Origin of the sequence: Nonomuraea sp. NPDC023979, assembly GCF_040639085.1 — a bacterium.
Taxonomy (GTDB): domain Bacteria; phylum Actinomycetota; class Actinomycetes; order Streptosporangiales; family Streptosporangiaceae; genus Nonomuraea; species Nonomuraea ceibae.
The window spans coordinates 60955-75257 of record NZ_JBEZZG010000015.1; the positions used below are offsets into that span (position 1 = coordinate 60955).

Sequence of the window (14303 nt, forward strand, 5' to 3'; positions counted from 1 at the left end):
ACCGGGCGGTGGGATGGTTGTCCCATGTACGTCGTCTTCACCGGCGGGCCCGGGTCCGGCAAGAGCACGCTCGTCGAGGCTCTGCGCGGACGCGGGCTCGCCGCCATGCCGGAGGCGGGCCGGGCGATCATCCGGGAGCAGGCGGCCATCGGCGGCACCGCGCTGCCGTGGGCCGATCCCGGGCTGTTCGCCGAGCTGATGCTCTCCTTCGACCTGCGCTCCTACCGGGAGGCCCCGGAGGACGGCACGGTGCTGTTCGACCGGGGGGTGGTGGACGTGGCCGCCTACCTCACGCTGTCGGGCCTGCCGGTCCCGCCGCACGTGCGCGCCGCCGCCCGGGCCGTGCGCTACGGGCGGGTGTTCGCGGCGCCGCCGTGGCCGGAGATCTACGAGCGGGACGCCGAGCGCAAGCAGGATCTCGCCGAGGCCGAGCGCACCTACGAGGCCTGCGTGGCGGCGTACCAGGAGTACGGCTACGAGCTGGTCGTGCTGCCCCGGGCGAGCGTCGAGGAGCGGGCCGGGTTCGTGGCGCGCGAGCTCGGGACGGGCGGCTAGAAGAGGGCTTCGATGCGGTCGAGGTGCTCTTCTCCCCAGGTGCCGAGCGGGGCGAGGGCGGTGTTGAGCGACTGGCCGAACTCCGTCAGCGAGTACTCGACCTTCGGCGGCACCTGGTGGTAGACCTCGCGATGCACCAGGCCGTTCGCCTCCATCTCGCGCAGTTGCTGGATCAGCACGCGCTCGCTGATGCCGGGCACCGCGCGCCGCAGCTCGCCGAACCGCACCGGGCCCTCGCCCAGCGCGAACAGGATCAGGCCCTTCCACTTGCCGCCCATGACGGCGATGGCGGCGTCGAGCCCGCAGGTGAAGGTCCGTGTCATCAGCGCCTCACTTACCTCGATGTCAGTACCCGACAAATTAGTAGGTACTTGAGCAAATGTCAGCGGAGGGGCCAGCATGTGACCTGATCAACCGATGGGAGAACACCTATGACCGACGTGACCGTTCTCGGCCTGGGCTCGATGGGCGCGGCGCTGGCCGGGGCCTTCGTCGACGCCGGGCTCCGGACGACCGTGTGGAACCGCACCCCGGAGAAGGCCGCGCCCCTGGTCTCCCGGGGAGCCGAGCGGGCGGCGGACGTCGCCGGCGCGGTCGCGGCGAGCCCGCTCGTCGTCGCCTGCCTGACCACCTACGCCGCCACCCGGGAGGCGCTGGAGCCGGCCGCCGGAGCGCTGGCCGGGCGCACCCTGGTCACCCTGAACAGCGGGACGCCCGCCGCGGCCCGCGACCTGGCCGCCTGGGCCGCCGGGCACGGCGCCCGCTTCCTCGACGGCGCGGTGAAGAACGTGCCCTCCGCCGTGGGCGCGCCGGACACGCTGCTCTACTACAGCGGCGACCGGGCGGTGTTCGACGAGCACGAGAAGACGCTGCGCGTCCTCGGCGGCGACACCGTGCACCTGGGCGAGGAGCCGGATCTGGCGGCGCTGTACGAGAGCGCGGTCGGCGGCATCCTGCTGCCGGCGCTGCTGGGGTTCCTTCAGGGCGCGGCGCTGGTGACGGCCCGGGGCCTGGAGGCGCGCACGCTGGTGCCGTACTCCGTCAAATGGCTGGAGATGATCGGGTCCGTGCTGCCGGAGCTGGCCAGGGAGATCGACTCCGGAGACTACGGCGAGCCCGCCTCCGCCATCGGGCTCTTCCACGCGGGCCTGGACGAGGAGCGCTCGCTCGGCGACGAGGCGCGGGTGGACGTCTCCTGGCAGGCGCCGATGCACGACCTGATCGAGCGGGCCGTGGCGCAGGGGCGCGGCGACCAGAGCATCTCGGCGCTGATCGAGCTGCTCAGGGCGGCGTGAGCCCGGTCAGCGGCGGTCGAGGCCGGACAGCTGCCAGGCCAGGCGGCGGCGCACGGCCGGGAGGCGGCCAGCGGCCGTCAGGACGAGGTTGCGCAGCGGACGCCAGGCCGCGCGGGCGGTGGCCAGGCGGGTGAGGCGGCCCGCCAGCGCGACGACCTTCCCGGCGACGGGCCGCCGGGTGGCCGTGTGGGTGTCGAGCAGGGTGTCGGGCTCGCCGTCGAGGACGCGGGCGAGCAGCTCGGCGAGGGTGACGGCGTCCTCGATGCCGAGGTTCATGCCCTGGCCGCCGGCCGGGGAGTGCACGTGCGCGGCGTCCCCGGCGAGCAGGACGCGGCCTCGGCGGAAGGTGCCGGCGACGCGGTGGTGGACGCGGAAGCGCGAGCCCCACACGACCTCGTGCACGACGGCGGGCGACGCCTGCGGGCCCCGGGCGTCGAGCAGCGCCTGGACGAACGCGGTGTCCGGCTCGCGCGGGGCCTCGGCGACGGTGGCGACGACGCGGTGCAGGCCGCCGGGGAGCGGCGCGACCACGACGAGCCCGGCGGGTGAGAAGTAGAGGATGACCTCGTCGTGCGGCACGCCGCCGCTCAGCCGCACGTCGGCGAGGGTGAACGACTCGGCGTACGTGCCTCCGTCGAAGGGGATGCCGGTGGCCTCCCGTACCGTGCTGTGCATGCCGTCGGCGCCGATCAGGTAGGTGGCGCGCAGCCGCCGGCCGTCGTCGAGCGTGGCGGTGACGCCGCCCGCGTCCTGCTCCAGGGCGGTCAGCGTGACCGGGCGCAGGACCTTTCCGCCGAGCTCCTCCAGGCGGGCCAGCAGGAACGCCTCCGTGTCGGCCTGGGAGATCATCAGCGTGTACGGGTAGCGGGTGGGCAGGTCGCCGAACGGGACGGGCACGAGCAGCCGGTCGCGGTCGCGGATGGTGAAGCGGGGCGTGTGGACGCCGCGCCCGGCCAGGGCGGCGGCCACTCCGTACGGCTCCAGCAGTTCCAGGGTGCGGGCGTGGACGACGGCGGCGCGCGAGGTGTTGGCGCCTTCGGCCTGGGCGTCGAGGATGGTCACCGCGTGTCCGCGCTGGGTGAGCACGAGGGCGGCGGTGAGGCCGACGGGACCGGCTCCGACGATGAGGACGTCCATGGGTTCCTCCAATTGCCAACGCTTGTAGGCATCACGCTAGACAGCGCGGCCAACGAAGTCAACAATTGTTGGCCTACACTTGTTGGCATCACGGAGAAACGTCCCGGCTCCCACGGACGATCAGAACGGGAAACAGGTCAATCACGGGGAGACGACGATGGACAGCGGCAGGCTCGCGGTGCCCGGGGCGGAGCTGTACTACGAGGTGCGGGGAGCCGGACCGGTCCTGCTGCTGATCAACGGAGGCGACGGCGACGCCGGCCTGTACGCGCCGCTCGCCCAGCAGCTCGCCGACCTCTACACGGTGATCACCTACGACCCTCGCGGCAACTCCCGCAGCCGCCTGACCGGGCCGGCGGGCGAGCAGCGGCTGCCCGAGCACGCCCGCGACGCCCACCTGCTCGTGCGGGCCCTCACCGCCGAGCCCGCCTACGTTTTCGGCACCAGCTACGGCGGCATGGTCGGCATGCACCTGATCGCCCAGCGGCCCGAGCAGGTGCGGGCACTGGTGGCGCACGAGCCGCTGCTGACCGAACTGCTACCCGACGCCGCGCGCTGGCGGGCGCTCTTCGCGGAGGTGCGCGACACCCTCGACCGCGACGGCGCCGGGCCCGCGGTGCGGCGGCTGTCGGAGGCGCTGGGCGTGCCGGCCCCGCCCGACCCGGACCCGGCGCAGCCCGCGCCGGTCGCCGAGATGCTCGCCCGGGTGGCGGCCAACCTGGAGTTCTGCCTGCGCTACGAGCTGTGCTCGTTCACCGGCTACCTGCCGGACGAGGAGGCCCTGCGCCAGGGCCCGTTCACGCTGGGGAGCGGCGCCGAGACGCATCACACGCCCGGCCGCCGCACCGCCGAGATCCTGGCCGAGCGGCTCGGCATCGACATCGCCGAGTTTCCCGGCGGGCACGTGGGCTTCCTCACGCACCCGGCCGAGTTCGCCAAGACGCTGCACGAAGTGCTGGACCGCTGATCAGGGCCAGTCGCGGGCCGGGCGCAGCGGCATGCCGGAGCGACCGTCCTCGTCCAGCTTGACGCCCAGCACCTGGTGGAGCTGCACCTTGTTGCGCTCGAAGCCGACGATGCAGCCGGCCATGTACAGCGCCCACACGCGGGCGGTGCCCATGCCGACCTCCTCGACCGCGTCGGCCCAGTTGGCGTCGAGGTTGTCGCACCAGACGCGCAGGGTCTTGGCGTAGTGCTCGCGCAGGTTCTCCTCGTGGCGGATCTCGAAGCCGAGGTCCTCCATGTGGCGGATCAGCGTGCCCACCGACTCCAGCTCCCCGTCAGGGAAGACGTAGCGGTTGATGAAGCCGCCCTTGTTGAACGTCTTCTCGGTCCCCGTCGGCCGCGTGATGCAGTGGTTGAGCATCCGGCCGCCCGGCTTGAGCTTGCCGTTGAGGAACGTGAAGTAGGAGCGCAGGTTGGCCGCGCCGATGTGCTCCGTCAGGCCGATCGAGCTCACCGCGTCGAATCCCGACTCGGTGACGTCGCGGTAGTCCATGTAGCGGACCTCCGCCAGGTCCTGCAACCCGGCGTCGGCGATCGCCTTCTGGGCCCACTCGGCCTGCTGCTTGCTCAGCGTCACGCCGAGCGCCTTGACCCCGTAGTGCTCGGCCGCGTGCATGACCATGCCGCCCCAGCCGCACCCGACGTCGAGCAGCCGCATCCCGGGCTTGAGCCCGAGCTTCCTGGCCACCAGGTCGAACTTGGCGAACTGCGCCTCCTCCAGCGTGGAGTCCTCCTCGGGGAAGGCCGCGCACGTGTAGGCCATGCTCGGGCCGAGCACCCAGCGGTAGAAGCGGTTGGACACGTCGTAGTGGTGGTGGATCGCCTCGGCGTCACGCTGCTTGGCGTGCCGCGAGCCGAGCCGGGCCAGCGTGCTCTGCCGCATCTCCTGCGGAGGCGGCGGCACCCGCATGAGCAGCGGCTTGACGCCCAGCGACCGCACCGCGGCGAGCTTCTCCGCGGTCGTCAGGTCGTTGGTCGTGATGTTCCACATGCGGTCGAGCAGGGTGTAGAGGTCGCCGTGCACGTCGATGTGACCGGAGACATACGCCCTGGCCAGACCCAGCTCACCCGGAGCCTGGGCCAGATAGGCGACCGCGATCGGGGACTTGACCTCTATCGCGATGTCGGCGCCGTCAGGCCCCGCCTTGGTGCCGTCATACGCCATGAACGCGATGTTGGCGTCCGAGCCTACGATTTTCTCGAAGATGGACGCGAGAGCCATCTGCCATCACCTTCCCCGTACACACTTGTCGTACAGGTCGAGCAGGCGACCGCCCGGGTCGTATTCCCGCTTGACCGGCCAGTAACCGTCACCGTTGTACAGCTCCCAGAACTGATCACGGGCGTAGAAGGACGTCGAGTAGAGCGACTTGTGCCCGTCGAGCTCGTGCACCGCGTTCTCGATCAACCGGTTGTAGTAGCCGTCGAACTGTCCCCTGGGCAGCGGGACCATGCCCCAGAAGCCGAAGTTCACGTAGAGCTTGCCCGGCTCCAGCGGATAGAGGGGCCAGCGTGAACCGGCGCGCAGCGGGCACATCCACACCGGCGTCATGCCGACCTTGTCGTGGAAGAACTCCAGGAACGCCGCGCCGCGCTCGACCGGGACCTCCACGTCCTGGATGACCGGCTCGTGCACCGGCTGCCCGCGCCACCGGTCGATCCTGGCCGTCACCCCGTACTGGCGGTCGAGGGCGACGAGCTTGCGGTAGACGTCGGAGCGCATCCACCGGCGCGGCATCAGCGAGCGCACCACGGGCTGCTGCACGCCGAACGCGCGCGAGCACCAGAACCAGTCGGTGTCCCAGCGCCACAGGTAGTCGCGCACGGTCAGCCAGTCGCGGTTGCGCTTGCGGATCGACTGGTAGTAGATCCGCATGCCGGTGTAGTCGGAGACGTACGGGGCGCGGTCGGCGAAGCGGCCGACCGTGATGTACAGCTCCTGCGGGTCGAAGAAGACGCCGTCGACGAAGTCGACCCGTTCGCCGTCGTGGACCATGCTCTCGCTGATCTCCTGCATGGCGAGCATGCACTTGGCGGCGTCGGTGAACCTGATGTGCGTCAGGTGCACGTACGGCTCGACCTTGCGGAGCTTGATCCGGATGCGCAGCGCGTAGCCCAGCGTGCCGTAGGAGTTGGGGAACGCGCGGAACAGGTCGCGGTGCTCGTTGTCGTCACGCGCGACGATCACCCGGCCGTCGCCGGTGAGGATCTCCAGCTCCTCGACCGACTCGTGCGGCAGGCCGTCGCGGAAACTGGTGGACTCGATGCCGAGCCCGGTCACGGCGCCGCCGAGCGTGATGGTCTTCAGCTGCGGCACCACGTACGGCATCAGGCCGTGCGGGAGCGTGGCGTCGACCAGGTGCTCGTAGGTGGTCATGCCCTGGACCTCGGCGGTCATCGTCTCAGGGTCGACGCTGATGACCTCGTCGAGGTCGCGTGCCGACAGCTTGGCCGTCTTGCCCGCGTCGCGGAACCTGAACAGGTTGGACGTGGCCTTGGCCAGGCGCGGCGCGGCGTCGCCCGGAATCTCGGCATAGGACCGCCGGATGTCCTCTACTGCCCGCCGGTGTGTGGACATCGTCGTCATCACGCAAGCACCCCCCTTGAGCCCGGCAGAGATCGTCGACAAGACCGTATCTCTCCGGCACATCCCCGGAACAGACCGGGGTCGTTAAACGCACGAAAACTCTTCATCGTGTCAGCTCGAAACCCTACAAGACAGGCGAATCCGCGAATTTCCTCCGGATGATCGGAGAAACGCCGTTCACCACGTGGGCCACCGGCCGCCCGTCGAGCGCCGCGGCGAGGTTGTCCAGGGTGGCCGTGAGCAGCCTTCCGGTGGCCTCGGAGGTGACCCCGGCGACGTGCGGCGACAGCAGCACGCCCGGCAGCTCGCGCAGCGGGTCACCCGCGGGCAGCGGCTCGGTGTCGAAGACGTCGAGCGCCGCGCCGCCGAGCCGGCCCTCGCGCAGCGCGGCGACGAGCCCTTCCTGGTCGACCACCCCGCCCCTGGCCGCGTTGACCAGCAGCGCGCCCGGCCGCAGCCGCCGGGGGTCGACCAGGCCGCGCGTCTCCTCCGACAGCGCGATCACCACGACCACCACGTCGCTGGAGCCGAGCAGCGCGTCCAGGTCGCGGTAGCCGGGCTCGTCGCGGGGCGTGCGCGTCCAGTAGGACACCTCGCAGCCGAGCGCCCGGAACAGCCCGGCGCAGGCCACGCCGATCGGGCCGTAGCCGACGACGCCGACCTCGCGCCCGCGCAGCTCGGCCGGGCGCAGCGCCTGCTGCGGCCACTCGCCGGCGCGGACGGCGGCGTCGGCCTCGGCCAGCTTGCGCGACAGCGCGAGGGCGGCGGCCAGGCACCACTCGGCCACGGCGGTCGCGCTGACGCCCGCCGTGTTGGCCACCGGCACGCCGGCCGCCGCCAGCGCGGCGAGGTCGTGGCCGTCCACGCCCACGGACGGCTGCTGCAGGAACGCCAGCCGGGGCGCCGCCGCCACCGCCCGCGCGTCGAGCGTCAGCTCGCCCGTCCAGTCGCCGAGCACGATCTCCGCGCCTTCGAGCGCGGTCAGCAGCGCGTCACGGTCGCGGGCGGCGGGCGCGCGCACCGACACCCGCTCGCCCAGCGGGGCGAGCATCTTGCGCAGGAGTTCCTCGGGCAGGGGCGGGAGTGCCAGCAGGTTCCACGGCGTCATGCGCCTACGGTAAAGCTCCCGATCACCTGGCGCATCAGGCGGGTGTTGCGCCGCCACTGGGTCTCGTCGAACGTCCACGACAGGATGTAGGCGGTGTCGCCCACGGCCAGCGCGCGGCGCACCTCCCTGTAGCGGGTGCCCGGCGCCGCCCACGGCGCGCCCTCCCCCGCGGTCCAGGTGAACTCCCACTCCACGGCCTTGGTCCCGTGGTGCATGACGGTCCGGCGGCCCAGGTTCCGCACCTCGGCGCCGTTCTGCCGGAAGACCTCCTCGGCGTCGCGCAGGAGCTGGTGCGGGTCGAGCTTGGCGTAGACGGCCTCGACGCCCAGGTGGCCGGCCCGGTCGCGGCGGGTCCACTCGGTGAACGACTCGTTGAGCGCGCCCCGCCAGCCGATGGGCCGCCTGATCGTCCAGCCGTCGCGCGAGACGTAGGCGCGCACCGGCGGCCGCGTCCGGGTGGGCGTGGGCGTCGGGGTGGCGGATACGGTGGGCGTGGGCGCCTGCGTGGTGGCCGGCGGGCTCGGCATCGGGCTCGTCGCGGCCGCGTGCGCCACCTGCTTGCGCGCGACCTCGGGCGGCGCGGAGGCGCGCAGGTAGGTGATCGTGCCCGCCGCCACGACCACGACCGCCGCCGTGACGGCCGCGATGAGCGTACGGCCGGACCGGCCCGGCTTCTTGTCCGGGACGTGCTGGTCGGCGTGGGCGGGCCGGGTCGCGCCGATGGCGGCCAGCAGTTCGTCGGCCTGCTCGGCGGTCAGCCGCTCCTCCGGCTCCTTGCGCAGCAGCCCCTTGAGCACGGGGTGCATGGCGGGCGGGATCCTGCGGTAGTCCGGCTCCTCGTTGAGCAGCGCGTTGAGCGTGGCCATGGGCTCGCCCCGCTCGAACGGCGAGCGGCCGAGCATCGTGGCGTACAGGGTGGCGCCCAGCGACCACAGGTCGGAGGCGGGCCCGGCCTCGGCGGCGCGGACCCGTTCCGGGGCCAGGAAGCTGGGCGAGCCGGTCACCATGCCGGTGCTGGTCAGCGAGGAGTCGCCCTCGGCGGTGGCGATGCCGAAGTCGGTGAGCACCGCCCGGCCCTCGCCGGTCAGCAGGATGTTGGCGGGCTTGACGTCGCGGTGCAGGACGCCCAGCTCGTGCGCGGCGCGCAGCGCGGACAGCACCTGCCGTCCCACGTCGGCGGCCTCGCGCACGGGCAGCGCGCCGGAGGCGGCCACGACCTGCTCGACCGAGGGGGCGGGCACCAGCTCCATGATGATCCAGGGCCGGCCGTCCTCCTCCACCACGTCGTAGATCGCCACGACGGACGGATGGTTGAGCTTGGCCGCCGTGCGCGCCTCCCGCGCGGTGCGCACCAGCATGCGGTCCCGCTCGGCCTTGGGCAGGCCGTCGGGCAGCACGACCTCCTTGATCGCGCAGGGCCGGTTGAGCAGCGTGTCCCGGCCTTCCCAGACCACGCCCATGCCCCCGCGGCCGAGCTCGCGCAGTAACCGGTAGCGCTTGGCGATCAGCTCGCTGCTCTCCGAATCCATGTCCTACCCCTGTAGACCACCCGAATAGTGGGCAAGTTTCCCATACCTCACACGTCTCTGATGGCCTGTCCGGCGAGCGTCTTGCCACGACTCACCGAATGTTGTTCTACTAGGGGGATGCCGATGACCGAGGGACGCCAGGGCCCGCTGGCCGGAGTCCGGGTGCTGGAGCTGGCCGGGCTCGCGCCGGGGCCGTTCGCCGGGATGATGCTCGCCGACCACGGCGCCGAGGTGCTGCGCGTCGACCGGGTCGGCGCGGTCTCCGACCGGCCCAGGACCGACGTGATGGACCGCGGCAAGCGCACGATCGGGCTCGACCTCAAGTCGCCCGACGGCGTGGCCGCGTTCAAGGACCTGGCCCGCGCCGCCGACGTGGTCATCGAGGTGTTCCGGCCCGGCGTGGCCGAACGGCTCGGCATCGGCCCGGACGACCTCCACGCGGTCAACGAGCGCCTGATCTACGGCCGGATGACCGGCTGGGGCCAGGACGGCCCGCTGGCGCCCACCGCCGGGCACGACATCGACTACATCGCGATCTCCGGCGTGCTGTCCATGCTGGGCCGCGAGGGCGACAAGCCCACCCCGCCGATCAACATCCTGGGCGACTTCGCCGGCGGCGGACTCATGCTCGCCTACGGCGTGCTGCTGGCCCTGTTCGAACGCGAGCGCACCGGCCAGGGCAAGGTCATCGACGCCGCCATGGTCGACGGCGCCGCGATCCTGTTCGCGATGTTCTACCAGGGCGTGCGCGGCGGCTTCTGGGGGCCGCGCGGCACCAACCTGCTCGACACCGGCGCCCCCATGTACGACACGTACGAGACCGCCGACGGCCAGTACATGGCGGTGGGGGCGCTGGAGCCGCAGTTCTGGGACACGATGGTGCGGCTGATGGGCCTGACCGGCCTGCCCGACCGCGACGACCGGGCCCAGTGGCCTGCCCTGCGCGAGCGGCTGGCCGCCGAGTTCCGGACCCGGACCAGGGCCGAGTGGGAGGCCGTGTTCGACGGCTCCGACGCGTGCGTCTCGCCGGTGCTGTCGATGGCCGAGGCGCCCGATCACCCGCACAACGTGGCCAGGGGCGCCTTCGTCGAGTCCGGCGGTCTCAGCCAGCCCGCGCCCGCGCCGCGCCTGGTGGGCGCGCCCGCCCCCGACCTGTCGCCCGCGATGCGGCTCGCCGACCTGTCCGCGTGGGGGATCAACGCCGAGGCCGCGGCCAAGCTGCGCGCCCAGGGCGTGCTGGCCTGACCGCGCTCAGGGACGCGCCGCCGTACGGACCTCGTGGGCGGTGTAGTCCTTGAGCGCGATCTCGTCGTGCAGCCTGACCCCCCGGGCGCCCAGCTTCGACACCGCCCGGGTCACCCCGGCGGGCATCAGGCCGATCAGCCCGGCGGCGGCGCGCAGCGCCCACAGGCCCCCCGGGCTGCCCGGCACCAGCTTCCTGGCCGCCGACACGGCGAACGAGCGGCTGCGGCGCACGTACTCGCCGATCTCGGCCTCGTAGGCCGGGAGGGCCCGCGCGGGGTCCCCGCCGGCCGCGGCGAGCTCGCCCGCCAGCACGTACGCGCCCACCACGGCCAGGCTGGTGCTGCCGCCGACGGCCGGGCCCGGACAGTAGCCGGCGTCGCCGACCAGCGTGACGCGCCCGCGCGACCACGAGTCCAGACGGAGCTGGGTGATCGAGTCGAAGTAGAACGCCGGGGTGGTGTCGAGCTCCGCCAGCAGCCGGGGCACGTGCCAGCCGAAACCGGCGAAGTGCTCGCGCAGCAGGTCCTTCTGCCGCTCCACGTCGCGGTAGTGGTAGTCGATCGGCTCGGCGGGGCGGAACATGAACAGCGCCCGCGCGTCGGGCAGGCGGGCCGCGCCGTACAGCGCCGCCATCCTGCCGACGCCGCTCAGCCCCTCCACCGTGGCGTCCAGGCCGAGGAAGTTGGGGACGGAGACGACGGCCAGGTAGGCGCCGATCCAGGTGGAGAAGTCCGATTCGGGGCCGAAGACCAGGCGGCGCACGTTGGAGTGCAGCCCGTCGGCGCCCACCACCAGATCGAACCGCCGCGCCGGGCCGCGTTCGAACGTCACCTCGCCGTCGCCCGAGATCGCGGTGATGGAGTCACCGAAGACGTACTCGGCGTCGTCCCGGGTGGCGTCGAAGAAGATCTCGCTCAGGTCGTCGCGCATGATCTCGGCGTGCCGGTCGGAGACCCCGGCCATCATCCTGCGCAGCTCGACCACCACCGGGCGCTCGTGGCCCTCGGTGTACATGGTCAGCCGCTCCGTGCCGGTCTTCATCTCCTGGATCCGGTCCAGGACGCCCATCCGCCCGGCGATGTCCAGGGCGGGCCTGAACAGGTCGACCGCGTGGCCGCCCGTCTTGCGCAGCGCGGGGGCGCGCTCGACGACCGTGACCTCGAATCCGTATCGGGTGAGCCAGTAGGCCAGTGCGGGTCCGGCGACGCTGGCGCCGGAGATGAGTACGCGCATGGCAGCACCTCCTTACTTAACGGATGGTAAGTGGGTGCGCGGCGAAGGCGCAAGGGCTTACTTAACGGGAGGTAAGGATTACGCTTGGAGCATGGCCAGGCCCAGCGACACCAAGACCCGCATCCAGGCAGTGGCGCGCGAGCTGTTCGCGCTCCAGGGCATCCAGCAGACGAGCCTGCGCCAGATCTCCGACCGGCTCGGCATCACCAAGCCGGCCCTCTACTACCACTTCGCCTCACGCGACGACCTGGTCCGCAGCATCATCGAGCCGATGATCGACGACATCGACCGGTTCGTCACGGGCCGGGAGCGGGGCGACCCCAGGCGGCTGCTGGAGGACTACTTCGACCTCGTCTGGCGGCACCGCGAGGTCATCTCCATGATGCTGCGCGACCTCAACACGCTCTCCTACCTCGACATGGGCGAGCGCTTCATGGCCTGGCGGCGGCGGCTGGTCTTCCTGCTGCTGGGCGACGAGCTCACCGTGGCCCAGCAGGTCCGCGCCACCGTCGGGCTCGGCGGGATGTCCGACTGCGCCGTGGAGTACGCCCACCTGGCCCTCGACGAGGTCAAGCCCGTCGCCGTCGAGGCCGCCGCCGCCGCGCTCGGGCTGCCCTAGACGGCCACGTAGAGGTCGGCGCCGCCGGGGTGGTGCACCTCCAGGTCCGTGCCGAACGAACGGGCCGGCGTGCCGCCCGACTCGGTGTGCTTCCACACCCGCTGCCACGCCTCCACGATCGCCTGCGGCATCGGGCCGCGCGCCTCCACCAGCAGCGACTGCGCCGCCGGCACCCGCACCGCCACCATGCCCTCCGGCAGCCTCGGCACCGTGCGGACGCCGATGCCGACGATCTGCGTGTAGGCGCCGTGGTGGTCGCTCTCGTAGTCGGTCAGCACCGCGTACAGGTTCTCGTCCACCCGGCCCGGCACGTGCGCGAACGCGCCCGGCGCCCCCGCCCGCTGCCACAGCGCGGGCAGCTTGGCCCGCGCGGGATCCATCTCGTCGGCGTTCGTGGTCCGCACCGCGAACCCCACGACGAGCATCTCGTCCCGATTGGTGACGTCCACACGCCCCTCCATCCCCCAGAAGTGTCCGGGCCGATCATAAGCCCACCACAAAGGGGGAATTCCCTAGGTAGGACCCGTTACCTCATAAGATGGATGAACGTGAAATTTCTCAACGGCATGGAGCCGCAGTACGACCTGACCTACAGCGACGTCTTCATGGTGCCGTCGCGTTCCTCGGTCAACTCCCGTCTCGCGGTCGACCTGTCGACGCACGACGGAACCGGCACCACGATCCCGGTCGTCGTGGCCAACATGACCGCGGTCGCCGGCCGCCGCATGGCCGAGACCATCGCCCGCCGCGGCGGCATCGCCGTGATCCCGCAGGACATCCCCTTCGACGTGGTCGCCGACGTCGTCGACTGGGTCAAGAAGCGCGACCTCGTGCACGACACCCCCCTCACCCTCACCGCCCACGACACCGTCGGCGAGGCGCTGCAGCTGCTGCCCAAGCGGGCGCACAACGCGGTCATCGTCGTCGACTGGGAGAACCGGCCCGTCGGCGTCGTCACCGACGCCGACTGCCAGGGCGTGGACATGTACACGCAGCTCTCCCAGGTGATGTCCAGCGAGCTGCTCACGCTGCCCGCCGGGCTCGACCCGCGCACCGCCTTCGACCGGCTGCACGAGGGACGCCACCGGCTGGCCCCCATCGTCGACGACGAGGGCCGGCTCGTCGGCATCCTCACCCGCACCGGCGCGCTGCGCGCCACCCTCTACCAGCCCGCCGTGGACAGCCAGGGCAGGCTGCGGATCGCCGCCGCCGTCGGCGTCAACGGCGACGTCGCCGCCAAGGCCAAGGAGCTCCTCGACGCCGGGGTCGACTGCCTGGTCGTCGACACCGCCCACGGGCACCAGGAGAAGATGATCGCCGCGCTGCGCGCCGTGCGCGCGCTCGAACCCGGCGTGCCCGTCGCGGCCGGCAACGTGGTGACCGCCTCCGGGGTCCGCGACCTGGCCGACGCGGGCGCCGACATCGTCAAGGTCGGCGTCGGGCCGGGCGCCATGTGCACCACGCGCATGATGACCGGCGTCGGCCGGCCGCAGTTCTCCGCCGTCCTGGAGTGCTCGGCCGAGGCGCGCCGGCTCGGCCGGCACGTGTGGGCCGACGGCGGCGTCCGCCACCCCCGCGACGTGGCGCTCGCCCTGGCCGCCGGGGCCGCGAACGTCATGATCGGCTCCTGGTTCGCCGGGACGTACGAGTCGCCGGGCGACGCCCGCACCGACGCCGACGGCCGCCGCTACAAGGAGAACTTCGGCATGGCCTCCGCCCGCGCCGTCCGGCTGCGCACCGCCGAGGACAGCGCGTTCGACCGGGCCAGGAAGGCGCTGTTCGAGGAGGGCATCTCCACCTCCCGCATGTACCTCGACCCGCGCCGGCCCAGCGTGGAGGACCAGATCGACGCCATCGTGGCCGGGCTGCGCTCCTCGTGCACGTACGCCGGGGCGGGCACCCTGGAGGAGTTCCACGAGCAGGCCGTCGTCGGCATCCAGAGCTCCTCCGGCTACGCGGAGGGGATGCCGCTGCACCAGAGCTGGTGACG

At 72.2% G+C, this 14303-nt stretch carries 14 protein-coding genes; 6 read left to right on the forward strand and 8 right to left on the reverse strand.

Annotated elements, in window-relative coordinates:
• Positions 1-24: 24 nt before the first annotated feature.
• The gene (locus tag AB0G11_RS25220) at positions 25-555 is read left to right on the forward strand and encodes an AAA family ATPase (protein WP_357588583.1); all 531 of its coding nucleotides are present in this window, start codon (positions 25-27) and stop codon (positions 553-555) included.
• On the opposite strand, the gene AB0G11_RS25225 is transcribed toward AB0G11_RS25220, so the two are convergent.
• On the reverse strand, positions 552-878 hold the full coding sequence (locus tag AB0G11_RS25225) for a helix-turn-helix domain-containing protein (RefSeq protein WP_219508319.1): 327 nt from the start codon (positions 876-878) through the stop codon (positions 552-554). The two genes, AB0G11_RS25220 and AB0G11_RS25225, sit on opposite strands and share 4 nt — an antisense overlap.
• A 108-nt stretch (positions 879-986) precedes the next feature.
• Between AB0G11_RS25225 and AB0G11_RS25230 the strand changes: the two genes are divergently transcribed.
• Positions 987-1850: an NAD(P)-binding domain-containing protein gene (locus AB0G11_RS25230; RefSeq protein ID WP_219508318.1), complete on the forward strand. Its 864-nt coding sequence runs from the start codon at positions 987-989 to the stop codon at positions 1848-1850.
• Between the two features lie 6 nt (positions 1851-1856).
• Here AB0G11_RS25230 and AB0G11_RS25235 read toward each other — a convergent pair whose 3' ends face one another.
• On the reverse strand, positions 1857-2987 hold the full coding sequence (locus AB0G11_RS25235) for an FAD-dependent oxidoreductase (protein ID WP_219508317.1): 1131 nt from the start codon (positions 2985-2987) through the stop codon (positions 1857-1859).
• A 157-nt stretch (positions 2988-3144) separates the two neighbouring features.
• Here AB0G11_RS25235 and AB0G11_RS25240 point away from each other — a divergent pair, with 157 nt between their 5' ends.
• Complete coding sequence (locus AB0G11_RS25240) at positions 3145-3954, forward strand: alpha/beta hydrolase (RefSeq protein WP_219508316.1); 810 nt, start codon at positions 3145-3147, stop codon at positions 3952-3954.
• Here AB0G11_RS25240 and AB0G11_RS25245 read toward each other — a convergent pair whose 3' ends face one another.
• The 4 genes from AB0G11_RS25245 to AB0G11_RS25260 all read right to left on the reverse strand — a co-directional run bounded on the left by AB0G11_RS25245 (position 3955) and on the right by AB0G11_RS25260 (position 9216).
• Positions 3955-5214 (reverse strand): cyclopropane-fatty-acyl-phospholipid synthase family protein, encoded by a 1260-nt coding sequence (locus tag AB0G11_RS25245; protein WP_219508315.1) that lies wholly within the window; start codon positions 5212-5214, stop codon positions 3955-3957.
• Positions 5215-5220: 6 nt separating this feature from the next.
• Positions 5221-6579 (reverse strand): FAD-binding oxidoreductase, encoded by a 1359-nt coding sequence (locus AB0G11_RS25250; RefSeq protein ID WP_219508314.1) that lies wholly within the window; start codon positions 6577-6579, stop codon positions 5221-5223.
• A 124-nt stretch (positions 6580-6703) separates the two neighbouring features.
• On the reverse strand, positions 6704-7687 hold the full coding sequence (locus tag AB0G11_RS25255; RefSeq protein ID WP_357588585.1) for an NAD(P)-dependent oxidoreductase: 984 nt from the start codon (positions 7685-7687) through the stop codon (positions 6704-6706).
• Positions 7684-9216, reverse strand: coding sequence for a serine/threonine-protein kinase (locus tag AB0G11_RS25260; RefSeq protein ID WP_357588587.1), 1533 nt, complete (start codon positions 9214-9216; stop codon positions 7684-7686). Before AB0G11_RS25260 ends, AB0G11_RS25255 begins: the two co-directional genes overlap by 4 nt.
• Before the next feature lie 123 nt (positions 9217-9339).
• Between AB0G11_RS25260 and AB0G11_RS25265 the strand changes: the two genes are divergently transcribed.
• Positions 9340-10461 carry a CaiB/BaiF CoA-transferase family protein gene (locus AB0G11_RS25265; RefSeq protein ID WP_357588589.1) on the forward strand — a complete coding sequence of 374 codons (1122 nt, stop codon included), beginning with the start codon at positions 9340-9342 and terminating at the stop codon, positions 10459-10461.
• Between the two features lie 6 nt (positions 10462-10467).
• Here AB0G11_RS25265 and AB0G11_RS25270 read toward each other — a convergent pair whose 3' ends face one another.
• Entirely contained in the window at positions 10468-11694 is a 1227-nt protein-coding gene (locus AB0G11_RS25270) for an FAD-dependent monooxygenase (RefSeq protein ID WP_357588591.1), read from the reverse strand.
• Between the two features lie 91 nt (positions 11695-11785).
• Here AB0G11_RS25270 and AB0G11_RS25275 point away from each other — a divergent pair, with 91 nt between their 5' ends.
• Positions 11786-12313 carry a TetR/AcrR family transcriptional regulator gene (locus AB0G11_RS25275; RefSeq protein ID WP_219508309.1) on the forward strand — a complete coding sequence of 176 codons (528 nt, stop codon included), beginning with the start codon at positions 11786-11788 and terminating at the stop codon, positions 12311-12313.
• Here the strand turns inward: AB0G11_RS25275 and AB0G11_RS25280 are convergent.
• Entirely contained in the window at positions 12310-12762 is a 453-nt protein-coding gene (locus AB0G11_RS25280; protein ID WP_219508308.1) for an effector binding domain-containing protein, read from the reverse strand. The genes AB0G11_RS25275 and AB0G11_RS25280 overlap by 4 nt on opposite strands.
• A 99-nt stretch (positions 12763-12861) precedes the next feature.
• Here AB0G11_RS25280 and AB0G11_RS25285 point away from each other — a divergent pair, with 99 nt between their 5' ends.
• Positions 12862-14301 carry a GuaB1 family IMP dehydrogenase-related protein gene (locus tag AB0G11_RS25285; RefSeq protein ID WP_357588593.1) on the forward strand — a complete coding sequence of 480 codons (1440 nt, stop codon included), beginning with the start codon at positions 12862-12864 and terminating at the stop codon, positions 14299-14301.
• Positions 14302-14303: the final 2 nt, after the last annotated feature.

Coding starts and splice junctions, on each gene's coding strand:
- AB0G11_RS25245 (WP_219508315.1), bottom strand. CDS start 5,214: ATGGCTCTCGCGTCCATCTTCGAGAAAATCGTAGGCTCGGACGCCAAC.
- AB0G11_RS25255 (WP_357588585.1), bottom strand. CDS start 7,687: ATGACGCCGTGGAACCTGCTGGCACTCCCGCCCCTGCCCGAGGAACTC.
- AB0G11_RS25235 (WP_219508317.1), bottom strand. CDS start 2,987: ATGGACGTCCTCATCGTCGGAGCCGGTCCCGTCGGCCTCACCGCCGCC.
- AB0G11_RS25260 (WP_357588587.1), bottom strand. CDS start 9,216: ATGGATTCGGAGAGCAGCGAGCTGATCGCCAAGCGCTACCGGTTACTG.
- AB0G11_RS25240 (WP_219508316.1), top strand. CDS start 3,145: ATGGACAGCGGCAGGCTCGCGGTGCCCGGGGCGGAGCTGTACTACGAG.
- AB0G11_RS25230 (WP_219508318.1), top strand. CDS start 987: ATGACCGACGTGACCGTTCTCGGCCTGGGCTCGATGGGCGCGGCGCTG.
- AB0G11_RS25225 (WP_219508319.1), bottom strand. CDS start 878: ATGACACGGACCTTCACCTGCGGGCTCGACGCCGCCATCGCCGTCATG.
- AB0G11_RS25270 (WP_357588591.1), bottom strand. CDS start 11,694: ATGCGCGTACTCATCTCCGGCGCCAGCGTCGCCGGACCCGCACTGGCC.
- AB0G11_RS25250 (WP_219508314.1), bottom strand. CDS start 6,579: ATGACGACGATGTCCACACACCGGCGGGCAGTAGAGGACATCCGGCGG.
- AB0G11_RS25265 (WP_357588589.1), top strand. CDS start 9,340: ATGACCGAGGGACGCCAGGGCCCGCTGGCCGGAGTCCGGGTGCTGGAG.
- AB0G11_RS25220 (WP_357588583.1), top strand. CDS start 25: ATGTACGTCGTCTTCACCGGCGGGCCCGGGTCCGGCAAGAGCACGCTC.
- AB0G11_RS25275 (WP_219508309.1), top strand. CDS start 11,786: ATGGCCAGGCCCAGCGACACCAAGACCCGCATCCAGGCAGTGGCGCGC.